Below are 18121 nucleotides of genomic sequence, written 5' to 3'. Positions count from 1 at the left end.
CCTAGGAACAACATGACCGAAACTGCCTTCTACGTCCTCGTTGCGCTGAGCATTGTTTCGCTGGTGCTGCTGTTGGCGCTGTTGCTGCGCAAACCAAAGTTTGAGACGCCAGCGGACCTCAATGCGAGGCTGGGACTGCTCGAACAGTCCTCCCAGAGCTTGGTGCAAGCAGTCTCTCGCAACGAGGGCGGCATGCAGCGCATCGAGCAGCAACTGCGCGGGTTCACAGAGGCAACCGCCGGTGCGATGGCCGCCTTCAAGACGGCAATGGATGAGCAGCTCGAGCGCACGGTGGCTGAGGCTCGGAACGGTCGCGCGGAGCTCAACCAAGGGTTCCAAGCATTCGAGACACGTTTAGGGCAGCAGATTGGAACGCTTTCGAGCAGCGTTGGGGAGCGCGTGACCGAACTGCAGAGAACGACGGCGGAAAGTCTCGAGGCGAGCCGGAAGGTCGTCGACGAGAAGTTGGGGCAGACGCTTGAAGAAGCGAGAAGGGGCCGCACCGAGCTGACCAACGCATTCAGTGCCTTTGAGGCAAAGCTCGAGCAACGGTTCGGGTCGTTTGACACATCGCTGGCGGCGCGATTCGAGGCGCTGCAAATCGCTCTTACCGGCCGGCTTGATGCTTCCAGCAAGGCGTTGATGGACTTACTCACCCAGGCACAGACCGACGCAGCGAATGCTCGGGCTGAGACGTCCCAAGCGCTGGCGAAGTTTCGCACTGAAATGACCGAGCACTTGGGTACTGTGGCGCAGGAGACCGGTAAGTCTCGTCAGGCTCTGTCCGAAAGTGCTGCGGCGTTCGAGACCCGCATCCAGGAGCGCTTCGAGGCCCTCACCGTGTCCACTCGGGGCACCCTTGACTCTCTCAAGGCAGACATCACCAATCAGCTTGGGGTGATGGCCACTGCCTTGAAGGACCAGCTGGAGGGCAATGGCAACCAGATTCGGAATCAATTCGCGACGTTGCAAGAGGCCGTTGCGCAGCAACTCGGCGTTATGGCACATGGAACGCAGACCAGTTCGGAGCAGCTTCGCACGGCATTGAATGAACGCCTGGCTGCCATCCAGCAAGACAACACGACCAAGCTTGAAGAAATGCGGCGGACCGTCGACGAGAAGCTCCACGCGACGCTTGAGCAGCGGCTGGGCGACTCCTTCAAGTTGGTCAGCGAGAGGCTTGAACAAGTTCATGCCGGCTTGGGTGAAATGAAGAATCTTGCCGGAAGCGTGGGAGACCTCAAGCGAGTCATGACTAATGTCCGTACTCGCGGCACGTGGGGCGAGGTGCAGTTGGGTGCCATCATGGAGAGCCTTCTAACGGCCGAGCAGTTCGACCGCAACGTCAAGACGGTTCCCGGGAGCAACGACCTCGTTGAGTTCGCCGTCAGGATGCCGGGAAAGGGCGATGACGCGCCGGTGTGGCTGCCCGTTGATTCGAAGTATCCGATAGAGCACTACCAACGGTTGCAGGATGCACACGACTCCCTGGACAAGGTCGTTATCCAGCAAGCGTCAGCGGCTTTCGAGTCGTCAATCCGAGCCGAAGCCAAGAAAATCTCGACCAAGTACGTCAGCCCTCCTCACACGACAGACTTCGCCATCCTCTTCTTGCCTACCGAGGGACTGTTCGCGGAGGTTGCTCGCATCCCGGGCCTAGTCGAGGCGCTTCAGAACGAGCACCGCATCGTAGTGGCCGGGCCGACGACGCTTGCGGCGATGCTGAACAGCTTGCGGCTGGGCTTCCGCACGCTGGCAATCGAGAAGCGCTCGTCTGAAGTGTGGGGGATTTTGGGTAGCGTTAAGACCGAGTTTCAGAAGTTCGGCGACATCGTTGATGCCACCAAGAAATCGATTGATGCCGCTGCCAAGAAATTTGATGAGGTGGGCCGGAGAACTAGGGCAGTTCAGCGGAAGCTGCGGGACGTTGAGGCGTTGCCAGTTGCAGCCCAGCCTGCGGCCTTGGCGACGGAAGAGTTGCTGGGACTGGACGAGGATGATGACGCTGCTATGGCACCTGCTGTGCAGGCTTAATCGCGCCTGGGAAAACGGCTAAAACGCCTTGTACAGCAGGCAGTTTTCTGAAGTAGTGGAGCCGTAGGGGAGGAACAAAGCACAATGGCAACTTTAGGTGGCGGCATTGGCTATCCGCAGTGGACAACAAAAGCAGAAAAGCGCGGCCTGGACCCATTGGGTATGCAAACGACCAGCGTCGCGCTGTACCAGCAGCTCGTACCTGGTATCAGCAATGTGACGCTGCGCATGCGGTACTACGGCCTGTACGCTTGGCTGGCGCGGCGCTACGCATCGGATGTGGGCGACACCTCAGTGGAGCGATGGTGTCTGTACTTGAGACGCGCGGAAGCCTTGTATGCGCTGGTCTCCGTTCATGCTGGCGGCGAACGAGGGGTGGCCGGCGTCGACTGGGCGACGCGCGCGCTGGCGGCCCCCGGAGCCGACATAACGTTCCATGCCGCTACGGACCGCGCCGACGGCGAGCCGCAATACCTGAAACAGAAGTTCGGTGCGTTTGGTGCAGCCTATGGAAGCCAACTGCTAGACATCGGCGTCCTTGAGACCGTGCCCGGCCACGACGTCCCTGTACCCACGCGCGCCATCGGCGACCCGTTGGCCGATGCCTTTCAAGCGGCCATCGGAGCCGCCGCCGATGCCTTTCTCGCGGCGGCCCAGGCCGGAGCCATCAGCAGGGCCGACCTCGCTCGGCTGGACGCGATGCTTCCGTCGCGCATCGTGGCTGATGGGCCCGAGCGAGACCTCTACGAGAGCTTGCTGCTCGCAGGCGCCCATGGTCAGAAGGCCCAAGCAGCGTCCCGAAGCCACACCCTGCGTCTGGTGCTGAGGATTGCGAGGGACCAGGGCAGTTCGGTCAGGACCGAGAAGCTACGCTGGTCTCTGTATGGCTCACAGTACAACGCCGTAACCGCCTTTGCAGCGCTCGGCGCCGAGGAGGATAGGCAGCGATTTGCCTGGGCCGTGTACCAGGCCAACGACCTGCTGCACCTGTGCTACGAGACCATCCTCAAGCTCGCCCTCGACATCCTCGGAGGCTCACCCACTGGCATGCCGTTCGAGAGCCTGGTCACCCAGACGGTCTCTCGGCTTATGTCGGCTCTCGATACGTACGCCGCCGACTCCTGGAATGGCCTCTGCGACTCGTTGACCCTTGCGGACGACCCGGTGTCGGACATGGACCCGATGAGCGAGATGTCGCTGCAACAAGCGGTGTTGCGCAGCGCGAGACTGGAGGCGGTGACCAGCGAGGACTCGGCACGCTCTGCCATCGTGCTGCTTGCCGTTCTGCACAAGCGCTTCAGCGGGCTGCTCGAGCGCATCGCCCGCGACCTGCCAGTGCTGGCGAACGGGGACTTCCTACGCTCGCTCGTGACGGAGCTGCGTTTCCTGGACGAGCACTCGGCAGAACCGTTGCACGCGCTGCTTGCCCGCATCGTCCGGCAGCGAGTGCTCGACCGTCACTTGTGGGTCGCTATCCAGAAGTTCCGGGGGGCGGGCGACTATACCTTCTTGCTCGAATCTGACGACGGGCGCGTGCGCCTGCGCCGGAAGGACGGCCCGGTGCTCACGAATCCCCGACTGTCCTCGGCGGTAGCGTTCCTGGAGGACATCCACTTGCTGAGCGCCAACGGCACCACGCCGGCAGGTCTGCGCCTCCTCGATGCCGCATGAAGCTCTTCAACTACTTCGCCGTCGGCGGCTTCCACACCAGCATCGTCTCGACCTTTGGCGTCGACTTCGATGCCTATGAGGCCATCGCGCTACCACGTCTTCGCGACGCAGGCTGCAACAACAATATCGTGGTGGCCGATACCCGGATGCTCGCGCAGGCTCTGGCAGACGACACGCGCCGCCCAAAGTTTGCGGGGCGCCGCTACTCGGTTGTCGGTGCGCACTGTGCCGGTGTCTTTCACCCGAAGCTGACGCTGCAACTGGGCAAGGCGTCGGGGCGGCTGCTCGTGAGCTCGGCGAACATGACCATAGCCGGACTGGCCGGCAATCTCGAAGTCGCCGGAGAGGTCACGGTGGCTGAAGATGCCATGCAGGCCGCGCCGCTGTTGCGAGCCGCTGTGGACTATCTCCTGAAATTCCTGGACCCCGGCTCGGTCGCTCGACGCCAGGTCGAATGGGCCCTAAAGAGGACGCACTGGCTGCCGGCAACGGCCTCTACTGAGGCGGTTGTCGAGTTGCAGGAAGGGATGCGATTGGCCTTCCTCCCGAGTGACGATGCCAAGGGCATCGGGCAGCGCTTTGTCGAGTTCATCGGCGACCGTGCCGTAAAGCGTCTTGTGGTGGCGAGCCCGTACTGGGACCACGACCTGCGCACGCTGCTCAGTCTTCAAGGGCGCTTCGCCGGCGTCAACGCTGCGGTGCTGATACAGCCGCAGGCGGCCTTGTATCCCGTGCACGCCCATCCGAGCTCGGGCGCATTTGCGCTCTTTGACGTCAGCAACGCGCCGGGTGCGGCGAGCAGATTTGCTCACGCGAAGTTCGTCATCGCGGAGGCGGCGGACCGCGATTGCGTCTTGTTTGGCAGCGCGAACTGCACCGAAGCGGCGCTCGGCACACCGGGTCAGGCGGGTATAAACGAGGAAGCCTGCCTGGTACGCGAGCTGCCCGCGGGCGAAGCGGTTCGAATGCTCGGCCTAGACGAGGTTCTCTCATCCGATGCGGGTCTTGACGCCGCCGAGGTGCCCAGCTTTAGCCCGGCCGATGACATACCTCTGTCCAACCTCGAGGGCAAACTGGCCGGACGGTTCGAGCTGTCGGGCAATCTGCTGCGCTGGTGGCCACCGGCAAGCCTAGCGACCGAAGGGGTCACCCTCCAGCTCCTGGACCAGCTCGCAGAGCCGGTTGCCGGCACGTTGACGCCCGTGGGAAGCCGGAGAAATCCGGCGACCTATCGTTTCGACGGCACCGTCGCACCGCACTTCGCACAGGTTCGCTCAGGCGCGTTCGAGTCGTCGCTGGCAGTGGTGGTGGTCGAGCAGGCGATTCATCAAACCCAACGTCGCGCGTGGGGACGCGGCGTCGAGAACGCGCTGGACCTGCTCGACGACGAGGCGTCCGAGGGGCTGTGGCTTCTGGAGGTGATTCAGCGGCTCACCGAAGCCGAGCGTGAGATGCGCGGGCCTCGCGGCGTAACCGAACAGCCGCCCCAGCGGAAAGCTGTCGCCGACCAGGCGCCGGACTCTCGCGTGCTGCCCTATGAGGAATTCGTCGCGGGTCGACGGGTCGAGGTTAGCTCTGCTGCGCTGTCGAGCAGCCATCTCGCCTCGACCCATCACGAATCGGTAAGGAGCTTTCTCAATGCCCTCATCGGCAAGCGCGCGGCTCTGGACCTAGCCGAGGCGCCGGACGAAGAGGACCAGGCGCCAAATCTGGGCTTGGGCGATGAGACCTCCGACGGCGCTGCCGCCATGGAGTCCGGCGACCTGCCGCCGACCTCCGCGGGGGCATCTGCAGCAACCCCGACGGCCGAGTCGAAGCGACAACTGGAGCGTCGCCAGCGCTACGTTCAAGACACGCAGCGCAGCATCGTTTACGGGGTCGAGGCCTTCCTCAAGGGCTTGCGCGAGCAGGCTCAGGGGCAGTTGCTGAGCGTGGTCGACCTGCTTCGGCTTCGGGTGCTCCTGGTGGTGGTGGTGGGTGCTGGCAGCAAGAAGACGGACCTGCGTCCCAAGGACGTAGACGCCCAAGTTCATCGTCGCCAGGTCCTTCCCTCCGGCGGGGAGGCAAGCTGGCGACGCCTCGTCGGGCGGCTGCTCTACGACTTCTTCCGTGACCATGTGGGAACCCGTGCGCCGCTTATCAAGAGCCTGCGCCTGGAGTCCGACGATAGCCAGGGCTTTCCCGAGGACGTGCTCGAGTGTTGGGCCACCTGCTTCTGGGCGCTGTGTGCCATGCGCGTGGCCGTAAACGACGCCGGCGCTGCGTTTACCGTATCCAACTCGGAGGCCGGCCTCGCCGCGGACCTGTATCGGTTCACCGGCCTACTCCCGCAGCAGGCACTTGGTGCAGTCGTGCGCGAGGTATTCGCTGGCATGAACCGCCGCTACGCTGAACGCCTTGGCGTAAGCGCCGAACGCGTCGAATTGGAACACCGGGACCTTGTGCATAGTGCCTGAACCTAGGCACCTCTTTGCACTCTTGTGGCGCCCTCAAGCGTTCTCCGCTCCACCCCCGCGATTGAGGCAATAGTCAATGCAGTTCGTCGTTTACCGCCTTTTTGAAGTGTTGGAGGTGCCGGTTAGCTGCCTGTCGCCTTCGGCAGTTCCTCGCCGGGTGTGCGGTTAGTTCGACGCTACGGTTAATGGCTGCAAACGGTTCATCGCCGCCGTAGGCTTCCAGTCGTTAACGTCTCTTGATGGCCTTGTTGCGGTCGGTCCTATTGTCGACGACCCCAGCTGGGGTAGTGAACATGTCCACATTCGCTCGAGGTTTCATCGTAGGTGAGAAGTTTCAAAGTCGATGAAACTTCATGATACTGGCGAGCCGGCGCCGAATTTTCGCTTCTTGGAGGGGCAAGGCCGCTGGCGCGGTACTTTCGCCAAGAGCCTTATCACTGCTCGAGTATTCTGCCACTCGAAGTACATGCCGCCGGAGACGGATGCCACTACAAAGGCTCCAAAAGCCAATTCGGCTGTGGAGAGTTTGGCATCGCCACGTTCAACGAAGAGCAGCCATAAGCCAAGGTTCGGCTAGAGGACCACGCTGAATTGCTGCTGGTCGAGAGAAATGGTCGCAATGATGGACTCAAACTCCACCATCAAATCCGGATGGTGCTTTGCGACGTATTGACGAGCTGATTCGTTTTCTAGGAGCTTGGAGAGATACCCTTTCGCGAGCACCAGATTTAACACGTCTTGCCCGAAGTTCTGTTCAACGAGCTTGTACTGTCCCTGCAGATTGCTCATCTCCCGCTCCATTTTTGCCATCTGCTCAGGGCTAACGCCGGTCAGTTTGCGTGGCTTCTTGCCATCTACTAGCAGCGCGGCGGGTGTCGCCACCAACAATGCTTCAGCGTAGGCGACGGACGCATTGTTCGCGGCTACCATTAGCTCCACACATTCCACCTGTCGCGTGGGCTTCATTTTTCGAATAGCGCGAACAAGTTCCGCCGAGAACTGCCGGTCTCCGAGGAGTTCGACTGCTTCCGGGCAAACGCCGTCGAGGAGCGACATCTTTTTGATAATTTGGGATACATCGACGGAAAGCGCTTTGGCCAATCGCTCAGGGGACACGCCCCTGTCAATCACGCGCCGAATCATGTAGTGCTCCTGGATTGTCGAGAGGCGATTGACCCGATTGTTGTACGTGTACCCTTCGTCGTCGGTCGCGACGAGACAGGAAACATACTCATGCCCCAGGTCTTGGATGGCGAGCAAGCGTAGATGCCCATCCAGCAAAACGTGTTGACCGGAAGACGGGTCCGCGGCCGTTACAGATAGTGGCTCAATGAGACCGACCTCCCCAATGGAAGTCCTGATTTGCTTGTATTTCCGCGATTCGACCACGGTCGCCGGTGTTCTGCGCGAAGGCAAAATGCTGCAGACGGGCACTGTCAACGGCTCGGGGATAAATCCAAGTGTGACGCCAGTCATGCAACACTCCCGTTTTGCCAGACCCGTTCGGCCAGGTATTTCGGAAGGCTGGAAAGTCCTTCTGCGCGTAGGAGATTGATGAAGTTCTCGTCGGCAAACAGCTGCCTCAATGCACCGACGACAAACAACAGCCGCTGTTGAGTGAATTCAGCTTTCCTGACCATGGATTTCTGGCGCTCTACCTCATGCTCATAAGTTCGTACGAGACTCGATGTCGTGACGGCGGCACGTTTGCTCGTCATGTGACGCGCGGTGCTTCGACCGAGTACCTTTCTGCGTTCGATGACTCGACGAGCGTTCATCAGCTGTTTGCCGCGCAATTTTCCGGACTCGTAGGCATCCTGGAGCGCTGCCTGAACTTCAGCGTCATCGTCGCCGGCACCGACAATGGTCAGGGCCGCATTCAGAGGAACAAGCCCTTTCTCCACAGCAACGACAAGTCGTTCTTCGCCCTGATGCAGCAGTGTCAGGATGCCGTGAACGTAAGTCGACGTGAGGCCGGTTTTTTCGGCGATGACCTTCGGCGCATAGCCTTGCTCTTGCAGTCGCCGAATGCCGGCTAGCCGCTCGATGGGGCGGCATTGTCTGCGAGCGATGTTCTCAGTCAGACTCATGACAAACGCGTCCTCGTCGCTGACGCTGACAACGAGTGCAGGAATAGTCGTTTCGCCGAGCGAGCGGAATGCCTTTAGTCGTCCTTCGCCGCATACGAGCAGGTATTTCTCTACGCCGCCGGCCGTGGCTCTTGGCGTGACCACGATGGGCTTTTTGAGACCAATGACCTTGATGTTGTCGACGATTTCCTTGAAGACCCGACCATTCCGTTCGCGTGGATTGATAACTTCAATCTGAGAGACGGGGACCATTCGGATTTCGTCAGGCTGCTGCCGCGGGCTCACGCTACTCTCCTCAGACGGGCACGCTCAGCCATGCCATAGAGGTAGTCCAGCGTGTCGAAACGATAGCTTTCAAACTCAATGGGATTCTGGTCGGCCAGATGAATGCGGGGTTGGCAAAAATCCAAATGCGGCAACAAGTAGTAGTCCAGCGTCGACTCATTCGTCTGGTCGAGCCGTACTGCCACGGTGATGTCTGGCAGAAGGCTGGCGTCGAAACGCACCTTCCAATGATTGCGGCCATTGTCATGGGCCTGGCAGCGCGCGAGCACGATGCAGGCCGTGAACTCGTTGTTCACCATCAGTAGGTCGGTGGCTGGGTCACGCACGACTATGCCGCCCAAATCTGCGATTCTCGTCTCCGTTTGCGAAACGATTTGCGGATGTAGTTGCCGCAGGAAGCGGTTGGTTTCGATATAACGATAGTCTCGACCAGGCGTGAAGCCGACTGTCTGGTAGGCGCGTATCAGGCTGCCAAAACGGTACGCGTAGACGGTCGAAGATGGCATGCCGTCGGTTTCATCAATCACGACGCCCGACAAAAATCCGCGGCTTCGGTAAAGGTTGCGCAGTCGTTCAATCAGCTCCTCATTTGAATAGCGCCGCGCTCTCGCTCTCATGATGCCCTGGGCTGTGTAGAACGTTTCACTTGGCACAATCGACTGAAATGCACCCTCCTTGCGAATCCACATGTCAGGCGTGTTGGTCACTCGCGTCTTCTTCAGTTTGAACGACACACGGTTATAGACGTTGTTGCCGATGTACTTCTCGTTTGTCAGCACTTCGCGTACCGTGGCTCGTGTCCACTCCCGGTCGAGGTCTGTCCTTACTCGCATGCCGTTCAGACGCGCCGCAATTTCGTATTCATCGAGTGCCTCGTTGATGAACCAGTCGTACATTAAATTGACGGTTCTCACCTCGTTGTCTGGCCCAGGCATGAGAATTACCCGGTCCGTCTGTAGGCTTTTATGTTCGCCGCGGCGCAGTTCTGCCTTCATGAGCCCATGGTCATCGACCAACACGCGCCGAAGGCCATAGCCCGCCGGGCCTCCTTGCCGAAAGCCCATTTCAATCAAGCGGCACTGTCCAGCGAAAACCTTCGCCGATAGTTCGCGGCTGTACTCCCCGGCCATGGCTCGCTTGACCCCTTTGACGATAGTCGAGACAGGGGACCCGTCGTTCTCGAACTGCTCGGCGCAGTACGCTACTTGGATGCCAGCACGACGGCAGATGTACTCGTAATACGCGCTTTCGTCGGCATCCTGGAATCGCCCCCATCGACTCACGTCGTAGACGAGGATTACGCAGAAGTCAGCTGTACCATTGGCCACGTCAGAAATGAGATTTTGAAGCGCTTGCCGGCCGTCGATTCGAAGACCGCTTTTACCCTCATCGGCGTAGGTGCGGACGATTTCGAAGCCGCGGCGCGCCGCGTAGTCTCGAATCCGGTCGCGCTGGTTCTCGGTCGAGTATTGCTGGTGTTCGGTCGACATGCGGACATACTCCGCTGCACGTCCGGCAGACGAATTGGCTACGACTGGTGCATCAGCGTTATTGAATGACATGCTCCACCCCGCAACTCAGATACGGACACGCGGCAGGCATCGGGCGCAATGGAACGTCAAATTCGAGCGTCGCGGTTTCACATCAGGTGGTCGCGTTCGAAAACGAACGGTGACAAGGTAAAGGTAGCAGGCCCGACACCAATCCGTATCAAGTCATCTCTTTGCAATCACGTTGGTGTTGCTGTAGGCGCAGATAGAACGGCTATGTGGACGGTCCACGCGTTCATTTTTGCAACGCCGACATCGTCCGCGTGAGACAGTACGTAGAAGCCTGAGCCCAGCGGCCGGGGGAGTCTGATGACATCCATCTTTGCAATGGGCTTGTGACTTCGCCGGGCGTTGCGTAGCCGCTGCAGACTGCGGTTGTGCTCGCGATACGCCGGATGCGAAGCGCGATATTCGCGCCAGTAACTGGCGTGGCCGGCGCGCCATCTCGCCTGCGCTCTGGCCTGGTTGTCCCGATAGTCTGCGTCGATACGAAGCCGGCTTTTTTGCCAGTCGCGTCGACGGGCGCGTTGGCAGGCTTTCGAGGAGCAATATCGCTGACGGGGAACATGTGCCAGCGGCACGAACGCGGCGCCACAGGCGGAACAAAGGCGGGTGGAGTTCATGGGGGCTCCTCCAGGTCGGGTTAGAACGAGCACGCGGCTGCTGGACCCGCCAACGAAATCACTGGCCTGAGCGGGCAGAGAGGGACGCAAGTGCTCACCAAGCAGATTCCCACCAACCGTGAAAATTGCTAGAATTCGCCTAGTTCAAGCGTAGTTTTTCGAAATTCGTCCGGAAGCGCGACCGCTGTCCGCTGATGGGGTGAGGCAAATCGGCCTCTCGTTTGGCGCTGGATTTGAAACAGCGTCGGGCGAAATTTCTCGGTTTTTGCGGCCCGCTTTCTCGCTTTATGGGTTCGCCCCTCCTGCAAGTCCTTTGCCAGCAAGGCACTCTTTCTCACCTTTTGTATCCGTCTACATTTTTGTGCGGGGAAACAGAATTCGTGAGATTACACACTAGGTTGTAAGACTGAAATAACGAAGTTGCTGAGATTATCTGGACTCGAATTGTGGTGGCATTTGCACTGCCGGGTTCGAGCCTAGATAACGGCACGTCGACCGTCGCGAGACACGCGTAGAGGGCCTTGAATTTCAAGGCCCTTTTTTTGTTTGAGACATAGGCGTTAACCTGAACACATCCCCTGTCTAGTATTTGCGATCCGTCGCAGCTTGCCTCGGCGTACTTAGTACTGCTTAGATGCCAGCAGGTTTGCAGCCCAACTGACCTGCCCCCTTCAATCGGGCCAATGGGCTTCTAGCAAAGTCCCTTTAAACCAGCTCCTGGAAAGCGGCAGGAGCATCCGCGGTTGCCCGATGTTTCGCCGCAAACTCTGACGGCGCAAGGTAGTTCAGTGCGCTGTGCGGCCTTTGCTCGTTGTAGTCCTGACGCCATGCCGCGATGACAGCCCGAGCGTGCGTGAGCGTCGTGAACCAGTGCTCGTTGAGGCATTCGTCGCGGAACTTGCCGTTGAACGATTCGATGTACGCATTCTGCGTTGGCTTGCCCGCCCGAATCAACTTCAGTGTGACGTCGTTCGCATACGCCCACTGGTCAAGCGCGCGGCTCGTAAATTCGGGGCCCTGGTCTGTTCGCACCGCCTTGGGATAGCCACGGAAGCGAGCTGCACGGTCTAATGCCCGAGCGACATACAAACCTGAGATGCCATGGTCGACGACGATGTCGACAGCCTCTTTCGTGAAATCGTCGACGACGGTCAGGCACTTCACGCGCCGGCCGTTGGAAAGCGCATCCATCACGAAATCGATTGACCACACCTCGTTGGGTGCGCCCGGCAATGCCAGTTGCTCGCGCTCAATCATGACGACGGCGCCGCACAGCTAACCCTGCCTCACGGTACAGGCGATAGATGCGCTTGTGATTGGCGTGCGTGCCTTCCCGTTCCACCAGGGCGTGCAGCCGGCGATAGCCGAATCGACGACGTTCGTGCGCCAACTCCACCAGACGCGCCGCTAGCACTTCATTCTCGGGGTCCGGCTTCGCGTCGTAATGCAGCGCGCTGCGAGAAAGCCCGACAAGCCGGCAGGCGCGGCGCTCGGAGATGTTGACCTTCTCCCGAATCGCCGACACCGCTTCGCGTTTGGCTTGCGGGCTCAGGGCTTTCCCTTTACGACGACCTTCAACGCTTCCATATCGAGCATTGCTTCGGCCAGCAGCTTCTTCAGCCGGGCATTCTCCACCTCGAGGTCCTTGAGCCGGCAGGCTTCCGAGACTTCCATGCCGCCGAACTTTACGCGCCACGTGTAGAACGACGCGTCACTGAACCCATGCTTCCAGCATAGTTCCTTGACCGGCATGCCAGCTTCAGCTTCCTTCAGAAATCCGATGATTTGCTGTTCCGTAAAGCGCTTCTTCATGTTCGTCTTCTTCTCCGAAAACGAACTTTACTAGACTCCGGCTGGCCCTGTTTGTAGGGGGCAGGTCACGGCAGCCGTAGCGCATCGGTGTCCAGTGTGAACCCGAAAAGTCGTCAATTCATTCCGCCTTGCGACTGTCCACCAATCTTCCGATAAAGATACGCCAATGATCTCCGCACCGAAAAATTCAAGTGGCCACAGGTCCGTATTCAAAAAGCCGGATCCGAACAAAAGCGATTCCCTCATTGCTTGCACCAACACGGCCAACCTGTATTTCAACAACGGCGAACCGTCGGTAAAAGATCGACTACAGCGGACCGATTCACGCAAGTTGAATCCAGGATTCTATTCCTTGAGTATCGGGCCCAACGCCGATTCGCCACGGGTGGCGAAAATGTTGATCGACAATATTCAGAACTTCCTTGGAAGTAACACGGATTGCAAATCAATAAAAGTCAAATTTCACAGTTTTAATAATGATTCGTTGTCGCGAGTAAGGGATATTGAGCGGGCTGTTGTTGATGGGTTTCCAGGAATAGAGATCCGTTACGAAAGAAAGTTGATTGACAATGGATCGATGAAAATGAAGAGATTCTCAAACAACATGATCCGCCATGTCGGAGAGTTGAATAATAAAAGAAATCTTATGTACGAGGCGGAGTTTTACAGCTCGTTCAGCGATGGAAAGAATACCGGTACCGCAGATAGATTTTTAGTGGAAAAAGAGGCTTTGCTGGACAAATATCGTGCAGATATAGGTAGGGCGGTGGTTGGAATTAAATTTGATATCGTCGCGCAGAGAAAGGAGTACGCCTACCAGGGCGATGATTGTTGTCGCGCGTTGGAGAAGCTTGTTGCCTGCGATCCTCTTCTACTGGATTGCACGATATTCGTATATTTGTGTATCGCTTTGTCCATGAGGGATGAGCTTGGCAACTTGGGTTTCAATGCGCTTGTATCTAAGGAGCGTGGCGGAAAGTTGTCGTTGAATGCGATAGGGATGCGAGGGTTATTGGCGGATTTTGGTTTTAAAATCGAGGGGCGGCCCGAAGGCGAGTTGACCAAGGGGAATATGGTTTTTATTCGAAGCGTTAACGCGGCTGCATTTCATCCTGCGTCCGTAATGAATTCTCATAATTTGATTTGCATTGGCAGGGACGCGAGCGAAGATCGTCAACCCTTGCTCCTCGGGTTCGGCAAGGAGCCGCCATTGTCTTTGCGTCAGTGGCAGGAAAGGATGAGTTCCATTGCTCAAGAGAATTTAACATATGCGGATTTGCAATTGCTGCAATATCTATCAAATCAAAATACCGTTCCGGTCGGATCTTCTATTAGCTATAGAGCGGCATGGGAGGAGATCGTAAAATTAAACGGCAAGGAATTGATTCGAAGCGAGATGGCTTCGCTTGGCGAAAGCAATATGCGGACTAGATACAGAACGTCGAACGTGAAAACGCCGAAACATTTCATTAGTCAGGAGTTACGCGTCAACGCATTTGAAATTGCGTGAAGGCGAAGCTGAGTGTTCAGCCAGCAAGATGGCGGGCGACGAGGTTCAGGGACGGATCCCGCCCTCGCCCTGCACCGGTCCGACGACGGTGTCCTCAACGGTTTACCGCCCCCCTTCTTGACTGACATCATGCTTAGGTGGAAAAGCGTTTGCCACACCGGCGATAGGCGCGCATTCTTTAAAAAATGTCCTTCAGGGTGATCCGAATGAACAGGATACGTTGGGCGTTGGTGGCGGGAATGGCGATCGTGGTGGCCATCTGGCTGGCAGCGCACAGGCAGATCTTCTTTCTGAGCGAAGTTTTTGCGATGCGTCACGAATGGATCCTCTTGACGGGTCTGTTCGCATTCGCCGCCATGGCGGTTGCGGTGATGTTGTCGGTACGTCCGGTATCGATCGAGCCACCGATGGGTGGACTGGACAAGATGTACCGCCTGCATAAGTGGCTGGGCGTGGCCGCCCTGTCGGCTGCCGTCGTGCACTGGTTGTGGATCAAGGCGCCGAAATGGGCCGTGGGTTGGGGCTGGCTGGTGCGTCCTCCCCGGGGCGCGCGTCCGCAATTGGAAGGCGTGGAGGCCTTTTTTCGCCAGCAGCGCGGCCTGGCCGAGACGATGGGCGAATGGGCCTTCTACGCGTTGATCGTTCTCGTTCTCATTGCACTCATTCGACGCATCCCTTACGGCTACTTCCGATACACGCACCGGCTGATGGCCGTCATTGCCCTCGTGTTTTGCTGGCATGCCGTCGTGCTGACCGAGTTTCGCGATTGGTCCAATCCGGTTGGCTGGTTGACGGCCCTGCTCGTGGCCGGCTGTGTCGTGGGATCGATCGTGGGTCTGTTGGGCCACATCGGACGCCGCCGGCAGGTATCGGCGCGAATTACCGAACTCGAACGCTTCGAGCACAATCGCGTGCTCAAGGTCGTGTTGCATCTGCAAAAGCCACGGCCCGGCCATCAACCCGGCCAGTTCGCCTTTGTGACCTTTGACCCCCGGGAGGGAGCGCATCCCTTCACCATCTCGTCCGCCTGGACCGGTGACGACACGCTGACCTTTCTGATCAAGGGCGTGGGCGACTACACGCGCCGGTTGCCGGACACCCTGCAGGTCGGCGGCCACGCCAGGGTCGAGGGGCCTTATGGGACCTTCCAATTCACGGGGCCTCAGCAGCGGCAGATCTGGATCGGCGCCGGCATTGGCATTACCCCCTTCATCGCGCGCCTGAAGGCGTTGGCCGTCGAGCACGACAAACGCAAGATCGACCTGTTCTACGTGACCCAACTGCCCGATCCGGTGTTCGTGGAAAGATTGCGGAAACACGCGGAAATGGCCGACGTCACCTTGCACCTTCACATCAAGGGACGAGACCCGCGCCTGACGGGAGAGGTCGTTCGGGAAGTGCTGCCGGACTGGCAGTCCGCCAGTATTTGGTTTTGCGGCCCTGCCGCCATGGGCGAATCGCTTCAGGCCAACATGCAGAAGTGGGGCCTGGATCCGGCAGCCTTCCACCGGGAACTGTTCGACATGCGCTGAACCACCGGGCGACGTGTCGTATGCCGTCGCCGCCGGTCCCAGCCATCGGTGAATGTCATGCCCGCTCGCCCGCGCACGTTTTCAGCGCCGCGACGAACAACGATGCGAGCGGTGAGAGCGGACAGTCCTTGCGCCATGCCACCCCCATCGGGGCCGGCAATCTCGGCGAGCGCAACGACAGGATCGAGATCTCGCCCTTGTCGCGCAACGCATACGCGAGACGACTCGGCAACACCGTCATCGCATCGCACGACTGCAACATACCCAATGCGAGCGGGATGGAAAACGCCTCCACGATCACCGCCGGCCCCTGCACGCCATCCGCGAGGAACTGCGACTGAATGGCGTGGCTGATCGGCGATTCTTTCGGTGGCAACATCCAGGGGTATTTCGCCACCTCGCGCCACGTCAACGCCGGCACGTTTTCCAACGGATGACCGCTGCGGCAAATCACGAGCAATTCCTCTTCGAACAATGGCTCGAGATTGACCGCCGAGCGGAAATACTCCGGCACGAGACGCCCCACCACCAGGTCGAAACTTCCGTCGTGAAGACCGGCCGCCAATCCGAACGAGCCGCTCTCGCGTACGGTAATGACACATCTGGGCGCCGACCGCGTGATCAGGGCGATGGCCTGCGGCAGCAATTGCGGCATGGCGACGAAGAGCGCACCCACGGCAAGGCTCTGCCGATGCTCGTTCATCAGATCGCGAAGCTCATCCTCGGCGGACCGAAGATTTCCGAGGATCAACCGCGCGTGGCGTGCCAGCGTACGCCCGAACGTCGTCGGCACCACGCCGGCCGCCGTGCGCTCGTAAAGCTTTACGCCGAGTAGTTCTTCAAGCCCGGCGAGCGTCTTCGAGAGCGCCGCGCGGGTAAGGTTCAGATGATCGGCGGCCTTCGCCAGGCTATGCGTCTCGTCGAGCACGGCCACAACCTGAAGGTATTTGAGCTTGAGGCGCGACGGCGGCGCCTGACCGGTGCTGACATTCATTTTCAATCTCCGACGGTACATCGACCGCAAGTCAGTTTCGTTCCCACTCAACGCCGCAAAGGCGGCCCGCTTGCCGCTCCGACATCCTCTCACCGGTCTCGCGTGCGCGTGCTCATCACGTCAACCCGCGGTTGATGGCCCGTTCCAAAAATTCACCGGCCGAGGGTTGTGCCGAACCTAGAATCATTTCCCAGAGCCGACGTGCGCCAGCGGACGGATCCCGGATCCCCGAGCGCGGGTCTGCGCGCCCCCGCAGGGGCATGCGGGCCGCAATGCCTTCAATATGTTTAAACATCAATTATATATATTTAAAACATAACGCAATCCTGCCCCCTGAACACAACTCGGGGATGCGACCGATGCGTAGCAGGCCATGCCTACCGGCGAATGCCTTGCGAAAGCTGTCTTTGTGATGCATCCAAAACAATTCAGGGGAGATAACGTGAATCTTCATGGCATTGGCACGCGCTCGCTGGTCGCCGCGGGCTTCCTGAGTGGCGCATTCGCCACGACGGCGTCGGCACAGAGCAATCTTGAAATCAGCGGCCTGCTTGGCGCGGGCGTCGGCTATACGAGCAATGTCGACGGCGGTGCTGCCGTCACGGCAAATCCGGGTGTGTTGCGCCCGAACGCAGTGATCATTCGCGGCGGAGAAGACCTCGGCGATGGCCATCGCGCCGTCTTTTACCTCGGCACGCTGTTCAGCATCCTCAATGGCAACGTGTTCGGCGGCCCGGCGGCGCTGTTCTCGCGTGAGTCGTATGTCGGGCTGGCGAATCGCTTCGGCACGCTGAGCGTTGGCAACCAGCGCGACTTCATGTTCGACAGCCTCACGCTGAACCGCTATCCGGGCAGCTTCTTCGAAGGCGCGTATGCCGCGCACCAGGGACCGTTCCCGAGGTTCGGCGTCTCGTACTCTGCGCAAGGCTCGTTCGATTTCGATCGCGTCAACGGTGAGGCGATCGCGAATACGGTCAAGTTCAAGAGCGCCGATTTCTCGGGCCTGACGTTTGGCGCCATGTACGGTTTCGGCGGCGTGGCGGGCAGCTTCGGGCGGTCGAGCGCCACGAGCTTCGGCGTCAATTACGAGCGCGGCAACGCGGGCATCGGCGCCGCGTACACGATGGTCAAGGCGCCGCAAACGAACAACGGTAACGACGGTATCCGCAACATCGGACTCGGCCTTCGCTACGGCTTCGACAAGCTCACGATCTCCGGCCTCGCCACCGTTTCGCGCAACACGGCCACCGGCGCACAGATCGACGTGTTCGACGTCAGCGCCGGCTACGACTTCACGGCGGCGTGGTATGCGTCGGTGACATACAGCTACATGCACGGCAACGCGCAACTCGACAACCATCGCGCCAACCAGGTGACGTCGCTGATCGGCTATCGCTTCTCCAGGCGCACGACCGTGTATGTCGATGCCGCGTATCAGATCGCCTACGGCGAGGGCGCCAAAGCCCAGGTGAACGCGTCGACGGGGCCATCGGGCAACGACCGTCAGTTCATCGGCACGCTGAGCATCCAACACACTTTCTGAGGCAACCGTGCCCAAGGAGGC

At 59.4% G+C, this 18121-nt stretch carries 11 protein-coding genes and 1 pseudogene; 6 read left to right on the top strand and 6 right to left on the bottom strand.

The annotated features are described in order from the left end of the window. The first annotated feature begins 12 nt into the window (after positions 1-12). The 3 genes from rmuC (at position 13) to W930_RS0121695 (ending at position 6161) form a co-directional block, all read left to right on the top strand. Positions 13-2034, top strand: a complete 2022-nt coding sequence (rmuC, locus tag W930_RS0121705; protein ID WP_028731310.1) for a DNA recombination protein RmuC — start codon at positions 13-15, stop codon at positions 2032-2034. Positions 2035-2118: 84 nt separating this feature from the next. Next, positions 2119-3705 (top strand): hypothetical protein, encoded by a 1587-nt coding sequence (locus tag W930_RS0121700; RefSeq protein WP_152552666.1) that lies wholly within the window; start codon positions 2119-2121, stop codon positions 3703-3705. Then, complete coding sequence (locus tag W930_RS0121695; RefSeq protein ID WP_028731308.1) at positions 3702-6161, top strand: hypothetical protein; 2460 nt, start codon at positions 3702-3704, stop codon at positions 6159-6161. The genes W930_RS0121700 and W930_RS0121695 overlap by 4 nt, the downstream gene beginning before the upstream one ends. 573 nt (positions 6162-6734) lie before the next feature. On the opposite strand, the gene W930_RS0121690 is transcribed toward W930_RS0121695, so the two are convergent. From W930_RS0121690 to W930_RS28415, 5 genes and pseudogenes are all read right to left on the bottom strand, one after another. Further along, the gene (locus tag W930_RS0121690; protein WP_036656272.1) at positions 6735-7637 is read right to left on the bottom strand and encodes a plasmid partitioning protein RepB C-terminal domain-containing protein; all 903 of its coding nucleotides are present in this window, start codon (positions 7635-7637) and stop codon (positions 6735-6737) included. Beyond that, positions 7634-8536 carry a plasmid partitioning protein RepB C-terminal domain-containing protein gene (locus tag W930_RS0121685; protein ID WP_028731306.1) on the bottom strand — a complete coding sequence of 301 codons (903 nt, stop codon included), beginning with the start codon at positions 8534-8536 and terminating at the stop codon, positions 7634-7636. Before W930_RS0121685 ends, W930_RS0121690 begins: the two co-directional genes overlap by 4 nt. Next, positions 8533-10098, bottom strand: coding sequence for a recombinase family protein (locus W930_RS0121680; RefSeq protein WP_023872682.1), 1566 nt, complete (start codon positions 10096-10098; stop codon positions 8533-8535). The genes W930_RS0121685 and W930_RS0121680 overlap by 4 nt, the downstream gene beginning before the upstream one ends. Before the next feature lie 167 nt (positions 10099-10265). Then, on the bottom strand, positions 10266-10709 hold the full coding sequence (locus tag W930_RS29820) for a hypothetical protein (protein WP_072619070.1): 444 nt from the start codon (positions 10707-10709) through the stop codon (positions 10266-10268). Between the two features lie 705 nt (positions 10710-11414). Continuing rightward, positions 11415-12521, bottom strand: a pseudogene (locus W930_RS28415) (IS3 family transposase). Positions 12522-12687: 166 nt separating this feature from the next. Between W930_RS28415 and W930_RS0121665 the strand changes: the two are divergent. Both W930_RS0121665 and W930_RS0121660 read left to right on the top strand, forming a co-directional pair. Continuing rightward, the gene (locus W930_RS0121665; protein WP_145929408.1) at positions 12688-14031 is read left to right on the top strand and encodes a hypothetical protein; all 1344 of its coding nucleotides are present in this window, start codon (positions 12688-12690) and stop codon (positions 14029-14031) included. Between the two features lie 206 nt (positions 14032-14237). Continuing rightward, positions 14238-15563 carry a ferric reductase-like transmembrane domain-containing protein gene (locus tag W930_RS0121660; protein ID WP_023872685.1) on the top strand — a complete coding sequence of 442 codons (1326 nt, stop codon included), beginning with the start codon at positions 14238-14240 and terminating at the stop codon, positions 15561-15563. A gap of 55 nt (positions 15564-15618) precedes the next feature. Here the strand turns inward: W930_RS0121660 and W930_RS0121655 are convergent, their stop codons facing one another. Then, positions 15619-16557: a LysR family transcriptional regulator gene (locus tag W930_RS0121655; RefSeq protein ID WP_023872686.1), complete on the bottom strand. Its 939-nt coding sequence runs from the start codon at positions 16555-16557 to the stop codon at positions 15619-15621. A 442-nt stretch (positions 16558-16999) separates the two neighbouring features. Here W930_RS0121655 and W930_RS0121650 point away from each other — a divergent pair, with 442 nt between their 5' ends. Continuing rightward, positions 17000-18100, top strand: a complete 1101-nt coding sequence (locus W930_RS0121650) for a porin (protein ID WP_023872687.1) — start codon at positions 17000-17002, stop codon at positions 18098-18100. Positions 18101-18121 lie beyond the last annotated feature (21 nt).

It is taken from the genome of Pandoraea sp. E26 (assembly GCF_000681415.1).
In the GTDB taxonomy this organism is placed as follows: Bacteria; Pseudomonadota; Gammaproteobacteria; order Burkholderiales; family Burkholderiaceae; genus Pandoraea; species Pandoraea pnomenusa.
Note: the sequence above shows the minus strand (reverse complement) of the source record. Positions and strands in the feature narration are given on the sequence as shown.

Coding starts and splice junctions, on each gene's coding strand:
- rmuC (WP_028731310.1), top strand. CDS start 13: ATGACCGAAACTGCCTTCTACGTCCTCGTTGCGCTGAGCATTGTTTCG.
- W930_RS0121700 (WP_152552666.1), top strand. CDS start 2,119: ATGGCAACTTTAGGTGGCGGCATTGGCTATCCGCAGTGGACAACAAAA.
- W930_RS0121695 (WP_028731308.1), top strand. CDS start 3,702: ATGAAGCTCTTCAACTACTTCGCCGTCGGCGGCTTCCACACCAGCATC.
- W930_RS0121690 (WP_036656272.1), bottom strand. CDS start 7,637: ATGACTGGCGTCACACTTGGATTTATCCCCGAGCCGTTGACAGTGCCC.
- W930_RS0121680 (WP_023872682.1), bottom strand. CDS start 10,098: ATGTCATTCAATAACGCTGATGCACCAGTCGTAGCCAATTCGTCTGCC.
- W930_RS29820 (WP_072619070.1), bottom strand. CDS start 10,709: ATGAACTCCACCCGCCTTTGTTCCGCCTGTGGCGCCGCGTTCGTGCCG.
- W930_RS0121665 (WP_145929408.1), top strand. CDS start 12,688: ATGATCTCCGCACCGAAAAATTCAAGTGGCCACAGGTCCGTATTCAAA.
- W930_RS0121660 (WP_023872685.1), top strand. CDS start 14,238: ATGAACAGGATACGTTGGGCGTTGGTGGCGGGAATGGCGATCGTGGTG.
- W930_RS0121655 (WP_023872686.1), bottom strand. CDS start 16,557: ATGAATGTCAGCACCGGTCAGGCGCCGCCGTCGCGCCTCAAGCTCAAA.